12 protein-coding genes are annotated in these 19,574 nt (G+C 52.3%); 8 read left to right on the top strand and 4 right to left on the bottom strand.

Annotated elements, in window-relative coordinates; all coding sequences use genetic code 11:
- Positions 1-61: 61 nt before the first annotated feature.
- Complete coding sequence (gene apbE, locus ICA20_RS08080; protein ID WP_038642210.1) at positions 62-1,114, bottom strand: FAD:protein FMN transferase ApbE; 1,053 nt, start codon at positions 1,112-1,114, stop codon at positions 62-64.
- Between the two features lie 115 nt (positions 1,115-1,229).
- Complete coding sequence (locus ICA20_RS08075; protein ID WP_038642212.1) at positions 1,230-2,330, bottom strand: porin OmpC; 1,101 nt, start codon at positions 2,328-2,330, stop codon at positions 1,230-1,232.
- 741 nt (positions 2,331-3,071) lie between these two features.
- Here ICA20_RS08075 and rcsD point away from each other — a divergent pair.
- The gene (rcsD, locus tag ICA20_RS08070) at positions 3,072-5,741 is read left to right on the top strand and encodes a phosphotransferase RcsD (protein WP_038642214.1); all 2,670 of its coding nucleotides are present in this window, start codon (positions 3,072-3,074) and stop codon (positions 5,739-5,741) included.
- Positions 5,742-5,757: 16 nt separating this feature from the next.
- On the top strand, positions 5,758-6,408 hold the full coding sequence (rcsB, locus tag ICA20_RS08065) for a response regulator transcription factor RcsB (protein WP_003027592.1): 651 nt from the start codon (positions 5,758-5,760) through the stop codon (positions 6,406-6,408).
- A gap of 87 nt (positions 6,409-6,495) precedes the next feature.
- On the opposite strand, the gene rcsC is transcribed toward rcsB, so the two are convergent.
- Positions 6,496-9,342: a two-component system sensor histidine kinase RcsC gene (gene rcsC / locus ICA20_RS08060; protein ID WP_038642216.1), complete on the bottom strand. Its 2,847-nt coding sequence runs from the start codon at positions 9,340-9,342 to the stop codon at positions 6,496-6,498.
- Between the two features lie 168 nt (positions 9,343-9,510).
- Here rcsC and atoS point away from each other — a divergent pair, with 168 nt between their 5' ends.
- From atoS to ICA20_RS08030, 6 genes are all read left to right on the top strand, one after another.
- Complete coding sequence (gene atoS / locus ICA20_RS08055; protein ID WP_038643273.1) at positions 9,511-11,349, top strand: two-component system sensor histidine kinase AtoS; 1,839 nt, start codon at positions 9,511-9,513, stop codon at positions 11,347-11,349.
- Entirely contained in the window at positions 11,346-12,731 is a 1,386-nt protein-coding gene (gene atoC / locus ICA20_RS08050; RefSeq protein ID WP_038642218.1) for an acetoacetate metabolism transcriptional regulator AtoC, read from the top strand. Before atoS ends, atoC begins: the two co-directional genes overlap by 4 nt.
- A 198-nt stretch (positions 12,732-12,929) precedes the next feature.
- Positions 12,930-13,589, top strand: a complete 660-nt coding sequence (gene atoD / locus ICA20_RS08045) for an acetate CoA-transferase subunit alpha (protein ID WP_038642220.1) — start codon at positions 12,930-12,932, stop codon at positions 13,587-13,589.
- Positions 13,590-13,591: 2 nt separating this feature from the next.
- A complete protein-coding gene (locus ICA20_RS08040; protein WP_038642222.1) occupies positions 13,592-14,242 on the top strand; it encodes a 3-oxoacid CoA-transferase subunit B in 651 nt (216 codons plus the stop codon).
- Positions 14,239-15,561, top strand: a complete 1,323-nt coding sequence (locus ICA20_RS08035; RefSeq protein ID WP_038642224.1) for a TIGR00366 family protein — start codon at positions 14,239-14,241, stop codon at positions 15,559-15,561. Before ICA20_RS08040 ends, ICA20_RS08035 begins: the two co-directional genes overlap by 4 nt.
- A gap of 30 nt (positions 15,562-15,591) precedes the next feature.
- Positions 15,592-16,776, top strand: coding sequence for an acetyl-CoA C-acetyltransferase (locus ICA20_RS08030; RefSeq protein ID WP_038642226.1), 1,185 nt, complete (start codon positions 15,592-15,594; stop codon positions 16,774-16,776).
- Between the two features lie 42 nt (positions 16,777-16,818).
- On the opposite strand, the gene gyrA is transcribed toward ICA20_RS08030, so the two are convergent.
- Positions 16,819-19,455 carry a DNA topoisomerase (ATP-hydrolyzing) subunit A gene (gyrA, locus tag ICA20_RS08025; RefSeq protein ID WP_038642228.1) on the bottom strand — a complete coding sequence of 879 codons (2,637 nt, stop codon included), beginning with the start codon at positions 19,453-19,455 and terminating at the stop codon, positions 16,819-16,821.
- Positions 19,456-19,574: the final 119 nt, after the last annotated feature.

The following is a 19,574-nucleotide window of genomic DNA, read 5'->3' as shown; positions in this document are numbered from 1 at the left end:
GCATAGCGCTTAGCCTCAGTGTGTCCTGATAGCCAGGTATAAAAACCCGCAATCTTGCTTTTTAATTTTTATCGCTGAGCAGAAAGCTTTTAAACTGCGGCGACATCCAGGTTTTAAACCCCTGCCCCTCTTTCACAATCATATACACCGCCAGCCCTTCACGACGCACCACTTCTTTGGCCTTTTCCGGGCCGAGCACCATCAAACCGGTATCCCAGCCGTCAGCCTCCAGCGCCGTAGGCGCTATCACCGTCACAGACACCAGATTATGTTCGATCGGACGACCGGTTTGCGGATCGATAACATGCGACAGGCGTTTACCGTCCAGCTCGTAATAGTTACGGTAGCTACCGGAGGTGCTGATGCCGTGCCCGTTAATGTCGACAACCGCTTGCACCGCGTTTTCTCGATCGGTGGGTTTCTGGATCGCCACCCGCCATGGATGGCCTTCCGCATTCATACCACGACTGTTTAGCGCACCGCCAACGGAAACCAGATAACGGGCGATCCCCTCTTGCTCCATCAGTCGCGCCAGATGATCGGCGGCATAACCTTCACCAACGGTAGACAGATCCACATACAGATCCGGCAAGTCTTTTTGCAGGTAATCCCGATGAGCCTCATTAATCACTTTCAAATGTGAAAGTCCGGTTTGCGCTTTTGCGGCGTCAATTTGCGCCTGAGTGGGAATGTGCACGGGTTGCTGATCCGGACCGAAACCCCACAGGTTGACCAACGGTCCCACGGTGATATCCATCGCCCCATCGGTTTTCGCGCCAATTCTCAGCGCCGACGTGACGATATCCGCCATAGCGTCATTGACCGGCCACGGCGACAAGCTTTTCGACAGATTAAAGCGCATCAGGGCAGAATCATTTTTATAGGTTGAAAGAAGCTGATCGTCAGCATCAAGCTGAGTCTGGATCTTCGCCTGCAACTCCCTGGCGCGTTTGGCATCCACGCCCACCGCGCTGACCCGCCAGAAAGTGCCCATCGTTTTACCTTCCAGAACGGTGGCGGATTGTGTGGCCTGAGCCGGTTTCGGGGCCTCATCGCACCCGACAAAAAAGATCGTCACAGCTATTAGCGCTGCGCGATAAAAATTCATTTCCATACGTAATTATCCTCATGCGAACGGGCGCAAGAGTACACCAAAAATCGTTGTTTGTACGGCGAAAAAATAGCATTAAAAAAGGCCCCGCAGGGCCTTTTAACAACATGAACGCAGATTAGAACTGGTAAACCAGGCCCAGTGCTACGATATCATCGGTAGAGATGCCAGCATCACGGGTGAACTGGTTGTCATCCAGCAGGTTGATTTTGTAATCAACATAGGTGGACATGTTTTTGTTGAAGTAGTAGGTTGCGCCAACATCAACATATTTCACGATGTCCTGGTCACCGTAACCATTGTTCAGGTCTTTACCTTTAGACTGCAGGTAAGCCACGGACGGACGCAGACCGAAGTCGAACTGGTACTGCGCAACAGCTTCGAAGTTCTGCGCTTTGTTAGCCCAGCCCAGGTTACCCGCACGCGTTGCGTTGTAGGTCTGGGTGTACTGTGCTGCCAGGTACACGTTGTTCGCGTCGTATTTCAGACCACCAGTGTAAGTTTCAGCACGATCGCCAGTACCGAAGTTCAGCTTGTTCTGCTCGTCAGTACGTTTAGAGCTGGTGACTGCAGTACCCAGGGAGAAACCTTCACCGATATCATAAGTGATAGATCCGCCAACGCCGTCGCCGTTCTGATTCAGTGCATCACGACCGTTGCCGGTCACCCCCGTCATACCTTCACCTTCCGGGCTACCGTTTTTACCCTGGTACTGAATGGCAAAGTTCAGGCCATCAACCAGACCGAAGAAGTCGGTGTTACGGTAGGTCGCGAAGCCGTTACCACGCTGCTGCATGAAGTTGTCAGAAGTGTAAGTGTCGCCGCCGAATTCCGGCAGAACGTCGGTCCAGGACGTTACGTCGTAAACCACGCCGTAGTTACGACCGTAGTCGAAAGAACCTGCATCAGCGAACTTCAGACCAGCAAACGCCACACGGGTCCAGGCGTTGTTTTCGTTTTCAGAGGAGTTACCCATGATCTGGTATTCCCACTGGCCATAACCGGTCAGTTGGTCGTTAACCTGGGTTTCGCCTTTGAAGCCGATACGCATATAGGTCTGATCGCCATCTTTAGTAGAGTCATCAGAGAAATAGTGCAGACCATCGACTTTACCGTACAGGTCTAATTTGTTGCCGTCTTTGTTGTAAATTTCAGCCGCATTTGCTGCGCCTGCTACCAGCAGAGCCGGTACCAGGAGGGACAGTACTTTAACTTTCATGTTATTAACCCTCTGTTATATGCCTTTATTGCTTTTTTATGCCACTGCTCACTGGCTAACCCTCATTAACCAGTCGGCAACTTCATTCTCCGCAAAAACACAGAATAATCCAACACGAATATGATACTAATACTTTAAAGATGTTTCATTTATCTATGTAGATGTTTCAAAATATTAACAAAAGGGAACTTTTTTTAATTAAGAAAATGGAGAGAATAAGCACAAATAGTCAAGAATCATTATAAAATATATATAAATCAATAAATTAAACAAATGGCAACCATAGCACTGAATGATAAAAAAAAATCTTCACTCGCAACTAAAATAGACTCGCTATCATCATTAACTTTATTTATTACCGTCATTCATTCATGAATGTCTGTTTACCCCTATTTCAACCGAATGCTCTGCGTTCGGTTTTTTTTTACTCTTCTTTACACAAAGCTGACTGCTCTGTGCTACCGATGAAAAACTATCACGTCTATTAATCACCCCGTCACGTCGAGATCAGAAATAAACCTTATTATTAATTTCTTGTTATTTAATGCTAAATGTATACATTCACTACAAAATATTTGTACCCGTTATTATCCGCTGTACACCTTTGCACCATCAAGGGTTGCAGCAAAATGTGACGTAGACAATGCAAACTCTGTGGCATGGTCCAGGTATGGCAATTCATACATTACCCTTTATACTGCCCCTTCAACTTTCGCGTCGTTTAACAGGTCATAAACACGAATGAGTCAGTCTGACACAACGGCTTCTACCCGATTCTCCCTACTACCGGGAAATATTACCCGTTACTTCTTATTACTGATCGTGGTGCTGTTGGTGATGATGGGCGTCATGGTCCAGAGCGCCGTCAATACCTGGCTAAAGGATAAGAGCTATCAGATTGTCGATATCACCCATGCCATTCATAAAAGGGTCGATACCTGGCGATACGTGACCTGGCAAATTTATGACAATATTGCCGCCACGCCGAGCTCGCCTGGCGCAGAAGGGCTGCAGGAAACTCGCCTGAAACAAGATGTCTACTATCTTGAAAAACCTCGCAGAAAAACCGAGGCGCTGATTTTCGGCTCGCATGACAGCTCTACGCTGGAGATGACCCAACGAATCTCAACCTATCTGGATACGCTGTGGGGCGCGGAAAATATTCCATGGTCAATGTATTACCTTAATGGTCAGGACAATAGCCTGATCCTTATCTCAACATTGCCGCTAAAAGATCTGACTTCCGGCTTTAAGGAATCGACGATCGGTAATATTGTCGACTCCCGGCGCGCTGAAATGTTGCAGCAGGCCAATGCGCTGGATGAGCGCGAAAGCTTCTCGTCGTTGCGCCGTCTGGTCTGGCAAAACGGACATTACTTCACGCTGCGCACGACCTTTAATCAGCCGGGACATCTGGCAACGGTTGTCGCCTTTGACCTGCCGATTAATGACCTGATCCCTGCCGGCATGCCGCTGGACAGTTTCCATCTGGTCCCTGATGCCAGCTCAACGACTGAACACGTCAATGAAAAAGAGTCGCCTGACAGCGTCAGTATTAGCTTCAACAACAGTAAAATTGAGATCTCATCGGCGCTGGACACGACGGATATGCGGCTGGTCTGGCAGGTTCCATTTGGCTCATTGCTACTCGATACGCTGCAAAACATTCTGCTGCCGCTGTTACTGAACATCGCGTTGCTGGCCCTGGCGCTGTTTGGTTATACCACCTTTCGTCACCTCCCTGCCCGTTCAACCGAAGTGGCGCCAAATCATGCGGCAAATAATGAACTGCGGATCCTGCGTGCGATCAATGAAGAGATTGTTTCCCTGCTGCCGCTGGGATTGCTGGTGCACGATCAAGAAGCCAACCGCACGGTAATTAGCAATAAAATTGCCGACCACCTGCTGCCGCATTTAAATCTGCAAAATATTACCAGTATGGCGGAACAACATCAGGGCGTCATTCAGGCCACTATCAATAATGAACTGTATGAAATCAGGCTGTTTCGCAGCCAGATCTCATCGCGAACGCAGATCTTTATCATTCGTGACCAGGACCGTGAAGTACTGGTTAATAAGAAGTTGAAGCAAGCGCAGCGGCTGTATGAGAAAAACCAGCAGGCCCGCGCGGCCTTTATGCAGAATATTGGTAATGCGCTGAAGGACCCGGCTAAAACACTGGCTGCTAATGCCGCCGCGCTCAATACCCCCGACAGCCAAAAACTGGCCAATCAGGCCGACGTTCTGGTTCGCATGGTGGATGAAATCCAGTTGGCTAACTTGCTGGAAAGCGACGCCTGGAAAGGTGAATCGACGCTGTTTTCCGTGCAGGCGTTGATTGACGACGTGGTCCCGGAGGTGTTGCCGGCCATTAAGCGTAAAGGGCTGCAGCTACTTATTAAAAATCACCTTAGCGCTCATGACGAACGCCGTGGCGACCGCGATGCCCTGCGTCGTATTTTGCTGCTGCTGATTCAATATGCGGTAACCACCACGCAGATTGGTAAAATCACACTGGAGGTCGATCAGGATGAATCGGAAGCTGAACGTCTGACCTTCCGCATTCTGGATACCGGGGAAGGCGTCACGTTACAGGAAGTTGATAACCTGCATTTCCCGTTCATTAATGACACACAAGGCGATCGTTATGGCAAAGCCAACCCATTAACGTTTTGGCTGTGCGATCAGTTAGCCCGTAAGCTGGGCGGACACCTGAACATTAAAGCGCGGGAAGAGCTTGGAACACGTTATATAGTCCATGTTAAAATGCCACTGCACGATCAACATGCTGATAGTGAAGAGCGCCTGTTAGATGACGTCTGCGTGATGGTTGATGTGACGTCTAATGACGTACGGAGCATTGTATTACGTCAACTGGAAAACTGGGGGGCAACCTGCATCACGCCCGACGAACGGTTGAATAGTCAAGAATATGATCTCTTTTTAACAGATAATCCGTCTAATCTTACTGCCTCGGGCTTGCTTTTAAGCGATGATGAGTCTGGCGTACGGAAAATTGGCCCCGGTCAGCTGCGCGTCAACTTTAATATGAGCAATGCTATGCAGGAAGCTGTCCTCGAGCTGATAGAAGAGCAGTTGGCACAAGAAGAGCTCCAGGAGCTCCCCCTCGGCGGAGATGCAAACGCCGAACTTCATGCCAGCGGTTACTATGCACTCTTTGTAGACACAGTACCGGATGATGTTAAGAGGTTGTATACTGAGGCAGCAATCAGTGATTTCGCTGCGTTAGCCCAAACGGCTCATCGCCTGAAAGGCGTGTTTGCCATGCTTAATCTGGTACCCGGCAAGCAGTTATGTGAAGCGCTGGAACATCTTATTCAAGAGAAAGATGCTCCAGGTATAGAAAAATACATCAGCGACATTGACGCATACGTCAAGAGCTTGCTGTAGCAAGGTAGCCCAATACATGAACACTATGAACGTAATTATTGCCGATGACCACCCGATTGTACTGTTCGGTATTCGTAAATCACTTGAACAGATCGAGTGGGTTAATGTTGTCGGCGAATTTGAAGACTCCACAGCACTGATCAACAATTTGCCTAAGTTAGATGCTCATGTGTTGATTACCGACCTCTCCATGCCAGGAGATAAATACGGTGATGGGATCACGTTAATAAAATACATCAAGCGCCATTTCCCGAGCCTGTCGATTATTGTACTGACCATGAACAATAACCCGGCTATCCTGAGCGCGGTGCTGGATCTCGATATTGAAGGGATTGTCCTGAAGCAAGGCGCGCCAACAGACCTGCCGAAAGCGCTGGCCGCGCTGCAAAAGGGGAAGAAATTTACTCCGGAAAGCGTTTCTCGGCTGCTGGAAAAAATCAGCGCCAGTGGCTATGGCGACAAACGCCTGTCACCGAAAGAGAGCGAAGTTCTGCGCCTGTTTGCCGAAGGTTTCCTGGTGACTGAAATTGCCAAAAAGCTCAACCGCAGTATTAAAACCATCAGCAGCCAGAAAAAATCGGCGATGATGAAACTCGGTGTGGAAAACGATATCGCGCTGTTGAATTACCTCTCTTCCGTGACGCTGAGTCCTTCAGATAAAGAGTAATTAACTGCCTGATGGCACTGCGTTTATCAGGCCTACGAACAGTTTGTTCCGTAGGCCTGGTAAGGCAAACCCCGCTATCCGGCATCTTTATACCCGCGCCTTCCTCACTCTTTCCGCATAGACCGTCAGCGTTTGCTTCAATACATCTAATGTCACTGGCTTGGAAAGACAGCTATCCATACCGGATTCCAGACACCGCTGCTTCTCTTCAGCCAGCGCGTTTGCCGTCACGCCCACAACCGGCAACGTTAAACCTAACTGGCGGATGCGCTGAGTCAGGCGATAACCATCCATGTTTGGCATGTTGACGTCGCTCAGCACGATGTCGATATGGTTTTTACTCAGTACATTGAGGGCATCGACACCGTCATTCGCCGTTTTACACTGATATCCCAACGATCCCAGTTGATCGGCCAGTAAACGCCGGTTGATAGGATGATCGTCGACCACCAGTATCATCATGTCATCGTTGGTAGCGCCGACTTTATCCGGAGCGGGTAGCGCCGTCGAGAGTTCTTCACTCCCCAGATCAACGCTGTAAATATGCGCCAGCAGCGCGGGCAGTTCGTGCGGTGACGCCACGCTGTGCACCCACTCCCCTGGCCCCCTTTCCAACGGAATCCCAATATGGCGACGGCAGAAAATCACCGCGGCACGTCCTTGCCACGCCTGTTCCAGCACATCGTCGGCAACCAACAAGTCATCAGCATCCGGGCGCTGCCCCTCATAACGCAGCACGGTCACCCCGCTACGCATCAGACTGGATTCGACAAAGCGATACAGCGATGCGTTACGCACCGCCAGCCAGCAACGGGTGCCAGCCAGTCCTTCTACGCCTTTTTTCTGCGGATACTGGGCGCCATAAAGAGGAATACGGAGCGTAAACTGGCTGCCCATTCCCGGTTCTGAATCAACGGAAATGTCGCCATCCATCATGCTGATCAGTTTTTCACAGATAGCCAAACCGAGCCCGGTTCCCTGGAAATTACGCTGTACGCCAGTGCCCACCTGGAAGAAAGGATCGAACAAACGGACCACTTCTTTGGCGGGGATACCCACCCCGGTATCACGCACACGGATACTGAGGTAGTCACCGTCACACTGCACATGCAGCACAATGCAGCCGGTATCGGTAAACTTGATCGCGTTACTCAGCAGATTGGAGATCACCTGCTGTAAACGCATAGGATCGCCATTCAACGCGACGGGCACATCCGGGTCGATAAAACAGTACAATCCCAACTGCTTACGCACCACCAGCGGCAGATAGTTTGCCGTAATATGGCTCATCACTTCACGCGGTGAGAACTCGCGCGGTTCAATCTTCAACTGTTCAGATTCAATTTTCGAGAAATCGAGAATATCGCTGATAATTTTCAACAGCAGGCTGGAAGAGTTATTCATCGCCGTCACCAGGCGATCCACCCCGTTGGGTAACTCTTTGGTTTGCAACAAATCGAGGTTACCGATAATGCCATACAGCGGCGTACGCAGCTCATGGCTCACTGTCGCAAGGAACATCGATTTGGACTGACTCGCCTGTTCCGCCGCCTGGGCCATCTCCTGCAACGACTCTTCCATTTTAACGCGCGCGCTGACGTCAACCAGGACGCAAATTGCCACGTTTTCATTGCGATAGCGCGAATGCACAAAGCTGATTTGCAGATTGGTATTGTTACTGGTCAGCACATCGACAAAATTAACCTGCTGGCCGCAGATGATTTGCGTTAACCGTTGCCGGTCTTCGTGCGTCAGCATGTTCAGATAGGTATGCGCCAGTTCATTACTCAGGATGTTAATGCCATCCAGCGTGCGCAAAATACAAATTCCCACCGGCGCGGAAGCCACGATTTTACGGTTAAATTGCTCGTGTTCCTCCAGGCGCTGAGCATCGCTTTCCGCAGGAATAAAAATACGCCGCTCATACATACGCGTAAGCATAAACAATGCCGCGCCGACCAGCACATTCAGCAGAATAGCGTTCAGGATCATCATGCGGATCCGCTCCAGCACCAGATCAACCGGAACAGAGTACACAATGCTCAGCGATGACGGCGGGAGATTTTTCTTCAGCACCAGATCGCGAAAACCCGGCGTATAGCCAAACCAGGAACGCTCCTGCATCCAGCGTGGTTCAGCCTTAATATTCCCCTCAGGGCCGGTGAGCGAAATCAGCGCATGACCATTTTCATCGAGAATGGTCACCCCCATCGGCAAACTGCCCGGCGTGAAGAAGTTCTCCATGCGAATAGGTTGTTCCACGCCCAGCAGCGCCTGCAGACGGTTGGCAAGATAAACCGGCGTCAGCGCATAGAAATAGCCCACTCCAGGACGCGGCCCCTGGCTAATCCAGAACAGGTTATTACCGTTTTCATCCTGCGGCGCATTGCGATACTTAATAATGCGCTCATGCAGCGCTTTCAGGGCCTGGTCACGTTCGACGGGCATCTCACGCAGACCAAAGTTCGCCATACAGAGATTATCGCTGCCGATCAGGAATACGCGATTCAAATCATAGGCAGCAGAAAAATTGTCGCGCCAGTAGCGCATAAACCACGCCAGCGACTCCAGAGAACCTCGCCAGGCGTTGCCCATCACCGAACAGTCGGAGTCGGCAAACAGCGGCTCAAAATTAGGTACGACGGTTTTGTCATCCCGCGCCCGCAGCGACATCACGCCGTTTTCCGCCGTTAAGCGATTCTCGGCAATATATTTCAGCTCTTTAATAACATCCGATGTGCGCTGGATATAACGCTGGGCCTGATCGGAGCTGAGGTTAAGTTCCTGATGGATCTCAGACTCTCTCTGGTGCAGCGCGTTCACAATGTAGAACACAGAAGCAAAAGCGATCAGACACCAGATCAGGAGCGCCAACGCTCTGAACAGGTAGCGTGAGACTTTTAGGGTTGAATGAACGGAAGCAAGGTATTTCAAAGGGGCGAAGCTCCGCCTCAGGGCATTAATAGAGTGTGGTTAAGGTAGCGGTAAATGTCCGGCGTCGCAATGCCCTCTCTTTACGGGAATATGATACACCGCTCTGAAACCGTTGTCTTAACCCGTGATAATCGTCGTTTGCCTGAAACACACTGCACGGATGTCAGAATGCGCGACCTGAGATGGCTGGCTCGTCGGTTATATCCACGACGATTACGCAACCAAATGATCATGATGGCCATTCTGATGGTCATCATTCCGACGATATCCATAGGTTATATCGTAGAAACTGAAGGCCGTTCAGCAGTCTTATCTGAAAAAGAGAAAAAACTGTCATCAGTCATAGCGCTGCTAAACGATGCGCTGGGCGACAGCTTTAACGACTACGATAACCTGCCGCGCGAAGAGCGCATTCGGGCGCTTAATCATGAGTTAGCTCCTGTTACCGAGCGAATTACCCGGGCGTTTCCCGGCGTTGGCGCAGGGTATTACCACAAAGCGCTGGATGCCATTATCACCTACGCGCCCTCTGCGCTGTATCAGAGCAATGTAGGTATCACTATCACCGACGATCATCCGGGACGCGAAGTGATGAGTAGCAATGCGCCAGTGGTCTATTCAGGGCGACAGGTTCGTGGCGACATACTCAACTCCATGATCCCAATAGAGCGCCAGGGAGAGGTTATTGGGTATATCTGGGCCAATGAACTAACCCAAGATATTCGCCAGCAGGCCTGGAGAATGGACGTCAGGATAATTGCCGTACTGGTTACTGGGCTCATCTTTAGCCTGCTGCTGATCGTGCATTTTTCACGCCGACTCAGCGCGAATATCGACATTATTACTGATGGACTCTCAACGCTGGCACAAAAAACGCCCGCCCGACTGCCTGAACTCCCCGGCGAGTTGGGACAAATCAGCCGTAGCGTTAATGCGCTGGCGCAAACGCTACGGGACACCAAAACCCTCAACGATCTGATTATTGAAAATGCCGCAGATGGTGTGATCGCCATCGACAGACAAGGCGACGTCACCACCATGAACCCGGCGGCAGAGCAGATAACGGGCTACTCGCTGCATGAGCTGGTGGGTCAATCTTATGCGACGCTGTTTGCCAATACGCAGTTTCATAGCCCGGTACTGGATACCCTCGAGCACGGTACTGAGCACGTGGCTCAGGAGATTAGCTTTCCGGGACGTGAACGCACCATTGAGATAAGTGTTACCACCAGCCGGATCCATAACGCACACGGCGAACTGATTGGCGCGCTGGTTATTTTCTCCGATTTAACCGCCCGGAAAGAGACCCAGCGTCGGTTGGCGCAAACCGAAAGGCTCGCCACTCTGGGTGAACTGATGGCCGGGGTCGCGCATGAAGTGAGAAACCCGCTGACCGCAATCCGTGGCTACGTCCAGATCATCCGCCAGCAAACCTCCCTGCCGGAACATCAGGAGTATTTATCTGTTGTGCTTAACGAAATTGATTCCATCAATAAAGTTATTCAACAGCTGTTAGATTTTTCACGTCCGCGACAAAGCCAGTGGCAGCAGATTCAGCTCAATGCGTTGATTGAAGAGACGCTAATCCTGGTGCAAACCGCCGGCCTTCAGGCACGGATTGGTTTTACCACGGAATTAGATCCCAGCCTGCCGCCGATCGTCGCCGATCGCGAACTCCTCAAGCAGGTGATCCTCAACATTTTAATCAATGCAGTACAGGCGATCGCTGCGCGAGGCGAAATTCGCATTCGCACCTGGCAATACTCGGCCTCACAACAGGCCGTGATGATTGAAGATAATGGCAATGGTATCGATCTCGCCATTCAGAAGAAAATATTCGATCCCTTTTTTACGACGAAAGCATCAGGCACTGGTCTTGGACTGGCGCTGAGCCAGCGCATCATCAATGCGCATCAGGGGGATATCCACGTAACCAGCCAGCCTGGCTGTGGGGCGATATTTACCCTGATTTTACCTCTTAACCCGCTGGGAAATCCGTCAGAATGAAAACGACATACCGTATTCTCATCGTTGATGATGAAGAAAATGTTCGCCGTATGCTTGCCACCGCATTTTCCCTGCAAGGGCATGAAACGCATTGCGCCAGCGACGGGAAAGCCGCGCTGAGCCTGTTTAGCGAAACGCAGCCTGACGTCGTGCTGATGGATATTCGTATGCCGGAGATGGACGGCATCGACGCGCTGAAAGTGATGCGCGCCCAGCAACCACGCATCCCCGTCATTCTGATGACCGCGTATGCCGAAGTCGAAACCGCCGTAGAAGCGCTACGTAGCGGCGCATTTGATTACGTGATTAAGCCCTTTGATCTCGACGAGCTTAGCATGGTGATTCAACGCGCATTGCAACTGCAGGAGATGAAACAGGAAATCCGCAATCTACACAAAGCGTTGAGCACCAGCTGGCAGTGGGGGCATATTCTGACCAACAGTCCGCGTATGATGGATATCTGTAAAGACACAGCGAAAATCGCCCTGTCACAGGCCAATGTTCTGATAAGCGGTGAAAGCGGCACAGGAAAAGAGCTGATCGCCCGCGCCATTCACTACAACAGCAAACGCGCCAATGGCCCATTTATCAAAGTTAACTGCGCGGCTCTGCCGGAGTCGCTGCTGGAAAGCGAGCTATTTGGTCACGAAAAAGGCGCTTTTACCGGGGCACAGACGTTGCGTCAGGGATTGTTCGAGCGCGCTCATCAGGGAACGCTGTTGCTTGATGAAATTGGTGAGATGCCGCTGGTGTTACAAGCCAAACTGCTGCGTATTTTGCAGGAGAGAGAGTTTGAACGCATCGGCGGGCACCAGACCATTCGCGTTGATATTCGTATCGTCGCCGCTACCAACCGCTGCCTGCAAACCATGGTGAAGGAAGGAACGTTTCGCGAAGACCTGTTTTACCGGCTCAACGTTATCCATTTAACTTTGCCTCCCTTACGCGAGCGTCGTGAAGACATTGCCTTACTCGCCAACCACTTTTTACAAAAATTCAGCGCTGAAAATCAGCGCGATATTATCGAGATCGACCCGACGGCAATGTCGATGCTCACCGCCTGGCCCTGGCCGGGTAACATTCGTGAACTGTCAAACGTCATCGAACGTGCCGTCATTATGAATACTGGCGCGATAATTTTTGCCGACGATCTCCCCGACGCTTTCCGCAACCCGGTGAGCGCCACGACAGAGACAAAACCGACTCACTCCGGGGAGCGCAATCTGAAAGAAGAGATTAAGCGTGAGGAAAAACGCATTATCCTCGAAGTCCTCGACAGTCAGGACGGCAACCGCACCCGCACGGCGTTGATGCTGGGGATTAGCCGACGCGCCCTGATGTATAAATTACAAGAGTACGGCATCGACCCTTCGGGTTCCTGATACGCAAATTTGCTATGCAGAATTTTGCACACTGCGCAAAATTCTGCATAGCCCCTCGCTTTACCTCCCCGTTAGAAATATAAAAATACATTAATAAATTCAAACGACTAAAGATTAATACGTCTTTTAAAGCATCCTGGCATTCTGCTTGCACTTCCCTGAGCGTACCCAAAATGGAGTATGCAAAAGGGAAACATAATGAAAACAAAACTGATTACCTTACAAGACGCTGCAGGCTTCTTTCGTGACGGCATGACCATCATGGTCGGTGGTTTTATGGGGGTTGGCACACCGCCTCGCCTGGTTGAAGCCCTGCTGGAATCCGGCGTCAGAGATCTGACGCTGATTGCTAACGATACTGCATTTGTCGATACCGGTATCGGGCCACTGATCGTCAATGGGCGGGTGAGCAAAGTCATTGCCTCGCACATTGGCACCAACCCGGAAACTGGTCGTCGCATGATTGCCGGCGAGATGGACGTACAGTTGGTTCCGCAAGGTACCCTGATCGAGCAAATTCGCTGCGGCGGCGCGGGTCTTGGTGGTTTTCTGACGCCTACCGGCGTTGGCACCATCGTGGAAGATGGTAAGCAGACCATCACGCTCGAGGGCAAAACCTGGCTGCTTGAACGCCCATTGCGCGCCGATTTAGCGCTTATTCGCGCCCATCGCTCTGACATGCTTGGCAACCTCACCTACCAGCTCAGCGCCCGAAACTTTAACCCTCTGATTGCTCTCGCCGCTGACATCACGCTGGTTGAACCGGATGAAATGGTTGAAACAGGCGAGCTGCAGCCTGACCAGATTGTTACCCCCGGCGCCGTTATCGACCATATCGTCATTCCACAGGAGAGCTAATCATGGATGCTAAACAACGTATTGCGCGCCGGGTGGCGCAAGAGCTTCGCGATGGCGATATCGTCAACTTAGGTATTGGCCTGCCAACCATGGTAGCCAACTACTTGCCTGCAGATATTCACATTACGCTGCAATCTGAGAATGGTTTTCTGGGACTGGGCCCGGTGACCACCGCGCATCCTGATCTGGTAAACGCGGGCGGCCAACCGTGCGGTATTTTGCCAGGCGCGGCGATGTTTGATAGCGCCATGTCATTCGCGTTGATTCGCGGCGGTCACGTTGATGCCTGTGTATTGGGTGGGTTACAGGTCGATGAGCAGGCAAACCTTGCCAACTGGGTGGTTCCCGGCAAGATGGTGCCCGGCATGGGGGGCGCTATGGATCTGGTAACCGGTGCACGGAAAGTCATTATTGCCATGGAGCATTGCGCGAAAGACGGCTCAGCGAAAATCCTGCGGCAATGCACCATGCCGCTCACCGCGCAGCATGCTGTGCACATGCTGGTCACTGAACTTGCCGTATTCCGCTTTATTGACGGCAAAATGTGGCTAACTGAAATTGTCGAAGGATGTGATATCGCCACGCTGCGTGAAAAAACCGAAGCGCAGTTTGCTATTGCCGACGATCTGCTCATCCTGCGAGGTGACGCATGATTGGCCGCATCGCTCGCTTTATGACACGGGTGGTCAGCCGCTGGCTGCCCGACCCGCTGATTTTCGCCATGTTGTTAACATTGCTGACCTTCGGCATCGCGCTATGGTTAACGCCACAGACGCCCATCAGCATGGTGAAATTCTGGGGTGATGGTTTCTGGAACCTGCTGGCGTTTGGTATGCAGATGGCGCTAATCATCGTGACCGGCCATGCGTTAGCCAGTTCCGGGCCGGTGAAAAGCCTGCTGCGTACGGCGGCATCCGCTGCCAAAACCCCCGCCCAGGGCGTAATGCTGGTCACTTTTTTTGGTTCGGTTGCCTGCGTTATCAACTGGGGATTCGGTCTGGTGGTCGGGGCGATGTTCGCCCGCGAAGTCGCTCGTCGGGTACCGGGTTCCGATTATCCGTTACTGATTGCCTGCGCCTACATCGGCTTCCTGACCTGGGGCGGTGGTTTTTCCGGCTCAATGCCTTTGTTGGCGGCAACGCCTGGCAACCCGGTCGAGCACATAGCGGGATTAATTCCCGTCGCGGATACCCTGTTCACCGGCTTCAATATCTTCATCACCGTGGCGCTGATTGTGGTAATGCCGTTCATCACGCGCATGATGACGCCAAAACCTACAGATGTGGTGAGCATCGATCCGAAACTATTACTGGAAGAAGCTGATTTTCAGAAGAAGCTGCCACCAGACGCGCCGCCGTCGGAAAAACTGGAAGAAAGCCGCATTCTGGCACTGATCATCGGTGCATTAGGTATTGCCTATCTGGGCATCTACTTTGCCGAGAAAGGTTTCAACATCACCATCAATACCGTCAACCTGATGTTTATGATTGCCGGTCTGCTGCTGCATAAAACACCGATGGCCTATATGCGCGCCGTCAGCGCTGCCGCACGTAGCACCGCCGGAATTCTGGTGCAATTCCCCTTCTACGCCGGTATTCAGTTGATGATGGAGCACTCCGGTCTCGGTGGGCTTATTACCGAATTTTTCATTAACGTCGCCAACAAAGATACCTTCCCGCTGATGACCTTCTTCAGTTCAGCGCTGATTAACTTTGCCGTGCCGTCCGGCGGCGGCCATTGGGTTATTCAGGGACCGTTCGTCATGCCTGCGGCGCAGGCGCTGGGTGCCGATCTTGGCAAATCAGTGATGGCCATCGCCTACGGAGAGCAGTGGATGAACATGGCACAACCATTCTGGGCGCTACCGGCTCTGGCCATCGCCGGGCTGGGCGTGCGCGACATTATGGGGTACTGCATCACCGCCCTGCTCTTCTCCGGCGTCATTTTTGTTATTGGATTGACCCTGTTCTGACGGCAACAACTTATTAAAAGGAACTGAAAAATGAAAAACTGTGTCATCGTCAGCGCGGCACGTACCGCAATCGGCAGTTTTAACGGCGCACTGGCAACAACGGGTGCCGTCGAGCTTGGAGCCACCGTCATTAGAGCCGCCCTTGAGCGTGCTCACCTTGACCCCCAACGCGTGGACGAGGTGATTATGGGCAACGTGTTGCAGTCAGGACTCGGACAAAATCCGGCGCGTCAGGCATTGTTAAAAAGCGGCCTGTCCGACACCGTTTGCGGCTTTACCGTCAACAAAGTGTGCGGCTCGGGCCTGAAAAGCGTAGCGCTTGCCGCCCTCGCAATTAAGGCAGGACAAGCTCAGGCGATCGTGGCGGGAGGGATGGAAAACATGAGCCAGGCCCCCTACCTGTTAGACGCAAAGGCCCGCTGGGGATATCGTCTTGGTGATGGGCAATTGTCAGACGTTATTCTGCGCGACGGCCTAATCTGCGCCGAGCATGGGTACCACATGGGGATCACCGCAGAAAATGTCGCCAAAGAGTACGGCATCAGCCGCGAAATGCAGGATGAACTGGCACTGCAGTCGCAACGTAAAGCCGTGGCTGCCATCGCGTCCGGCGCATTCGAGGCTGAAATCGTGCCCGTCAGCGTGTCGTCCCGTAAAAAAACCATCATCTTTGAGCGCGACGAGTTTCCCAAAGCTGACTCAACGGCGGAAGGGCTCGCCGCCTTACGCCCGGCCTTTGATAAAACAGGAACCGTCACCGCAGGCAACGCTTCGGGGATCAACGACGGTGCTGCGGCATTAGTGGTAATGGAAGAGTCTGCGGCACTGGCGGCAGGGCTGAAACCGCTGGCGCGGATCAAAGCCTGGGCCAGCGGCGGCGTGGCACCGGCGATGATGGGGATGGGGCCGGTTCCGGCCACGCAAAAAGCGCTACAGCTGAGCGGGTTGCGGCTGTCCGATATCGATCTTATCGAAGCCAACGAGGCATTTGCCGCGCAGTTTCTTGCCGTCGGCAAAATGCTGGGGTTCGATCCGCAAAAGGTGAACGTCAACGGCGGGGCCATTGCGCTGGGACATCCTATTGGCGCCAGCGGCGCACGAATTCTGGTTACGCTGCTGCATGCGCTACAGGCACGCGATCAAACGCTTGGGCTTGCCACGCTGTGCATCGGCGGCGGTCAGGGAATCGCAATGATTGTGGAACGCATGAATTAAAAAAAGGGCCGGATTTCTCCGGCCCTTTTCATAACATCTCAATTACTCGTCAGCGTCATCCGCTGCATCATCATCGGTTTCTGCTTCAGGCGCGATATCCTCGTCGCCCTCAGCGGCACTTCCGTCGATGGAGTCGAGTTCTTCATCATCAACCGGCTCAGCAACGCGTTGCAGACCCACAACGTTTTCATCTTCCGCAGTACGGATGAGGATCACGCCCTGGGTGTTACGCCCTACTACGCTGATTTCCGACACGCGAGTACGTACCAGCGTACCTGCATCGGTGATCATCATGATCTGGTCGGTATCTTCAACCTGCACCGCGCCAACAACAGAGCCGTTGCGCTCGGTCACTTTGATGGAGATAACGCCCTGAGTCGCACGAGACTTGGTCGGATACTCTTCTGCCGCGGTACGCTTACCGTAGCCGTTTTGCGTCACGGTCAGGATAGCGCCTTCGCCGCGCGGAATAATCAGAGAAACGACTTTGTCTTCGCCTGCCAGCTTGATACCGCGTACGCCGGTCGCGGTACGACCCATCGCACGAACGGCATCTTCTTTAAAGCGCACTACTTTACCCGCGGCAGAGAACAGCATGACTTCGTCACTACCGGACGTCAGGTCAACGCCAATCAGCTCGTCGCCTTCGTTCAGGTTAACCGCAATGATACCGGCGGAACGCGGACGGCTGAACTCGGTCAGCGCGGTTTTCTTCACGGTACCGCTGGTGGTCGCCATAAAGACGTTCACACCTTCTTCATACTCGCGTACCGGCAGAATAGCGGTGATACGTTCGTTCGCTTCCAATGGCAGCAGGTTGACGATTGGACGTCCACGCGCGCCACGGCTGGCTTCCGGCAACTGATAAACCTTCATCCAGTACAAACGACCACGGCTGGAGAAGCAAAGGATCGTGTCATGGGTGTTGGCCACCAGCAGGCGGTCAATAAAGTCTTCTTCTTTAATACGTGCTGCTGATTTGCCTTTACCGCCACGACGCTGTGCTTCGTAATCGGTTAACGGCTGATATTTCACGTAGCCCTGATGAGACAAGGTCACGACAACATCTTCCTGGCTAATCAGATCTTCGATATTGATGTCAGCGCTGTTGGCGGTGATTTCGGTACGACGTTCGTCGCCGAACTGCTCGCGAATCAGCTCCATCTCTTCACGGATAACTTCCATCAGACGATCTGCGCTACCCAGAATATGCAGCAGTTCAGCGATCTGCTCCAGCAGCTCTTTGTATTCGTCGAGCAGTTTTTCATGCTCAAGGCCGGTCAGCTTCTGCAAACGCAGATCCAGGATCGCCTGAGCCTGCTGTTCAGTCAGGTAGTACTGACCGTCACGCACGCCAAATTCCGGCTCCAGCCATTCAGGACGCGCGGCGTCATCACCGGCACGTTCCAGCATGGCGGACACGTTACCCAGCTCCCACGAACGCGCAACCAACGCAGCTTTCGCTTCTGCCGGGGTCGGCGCGCGGCGGATCAGTTCAATGATTGGGTCAATGTTCGCCAACGCAATCGCCAACGCTTCAAGGATATGCGCACGGTCGCGGGCTTTACGCAGTTCAAAGATAGTACGGCGCGTTACGACTTCACGACGGTGGCGTACAAACGCGGCAATAATATCTTTCAGGTTCATGATCTTCGGCTGACCATGGTGCAGCGCAACCATGTTGATACCGAAAGAAACCTGCAGTTGGGTCTGGGAATAAAGGTTGTTCAGAACCACTTCCCCGACCGCATCGCGTTTCACTTCAATCACGATGCGCATACCGTCTTTATCAGACTCGTCACGCAGCGCGCTGATGCCTTCAACGCGTTTGTCTTTTACCAGCTCGGCGATTTTCTCGATCAGGCGCGCTTTGTTCACCTGATACGGAATTTCATGGACGATGATGGTTTCACGGCCGGTTTTGGCGTCAGCTTCGACTTCCGCGCGGGCGCGAATGTACACTTTGCCGCGACCGGTACGGTAGGCTTCTTCGATACCACGACGACCGTTGATGATCGCGGCGGTCGGGAAGTCCGGACCCGGAATATGCTCCATCAGCCCTTCAATGCTGATGTCTTCATCGTCAATGTATGCCAGACAGCCGTTGATCACTTCCGTCAGGTTGTGCGGCGGAATGTTGGTTGCCATACCTACCGCGATACCGGACGAACCGTTCACCAGCAGGTTAGGAATTTTGGTCGGCATGACGTCAGGAATTTGTTCGGTGCCGTCGTAGTTATCGACGAAATCAACCGTTTCTTTTTCCAGGTCAGCCATCAGCTCATGGGCGATTTTCGACATACGGATTTCCGTATAACGCATCGCCGCTGCGGAGTCGCCATCGACAGAACCAAAGTTACCCTGACCATCTACCAGCATGTAACGCAAGGAGAATGGCTGCGCCATACGAACAATGGTGTCGTAAACGGCGATATCACCATGAGGGTGGTATTTACCGATTACGTCACCAACGACACGGGCAGATTTTTTATAGGCTTTATTCCAGTCGTTGCCCAATACGTTCATGGCGTAAAGTACGCGACGGTGAACCGGTTTCAGGCCATCTCGGACGTCTGGCAGCGCACGGCCAACAATGACCGACATCGCATAATCCAGATATGAGCTCTTCAGCTCTTCCTCAATGTTGACCGGTGTAATTTCTCTCGCAAGGTCGCTCATCTAACCGCTATCCCTCTACTGTATCCCGGATTCAAAGGTCGCAAATTATAACACATTCGCACAGATTCAGGTAAATGGATTCCCCCTGACAGAGGCTTTATTCATCCCGTCAGGCTGAT

This window comes from Citrobacter sp. C5_2, assembly GCF_014596845.2.
GTDB lineage: Bacteria > Pseudomonadota > Gammaproteobacteria > Enterobacterales > Enterobacteriaceae > Citrobacter > Citrobacter werkmanii.
The sequence above is the reverse complement of the archived record's forward strand: the minus strand, read 5'-3'. Positions and strand labels throughout refer to the sequence as shown.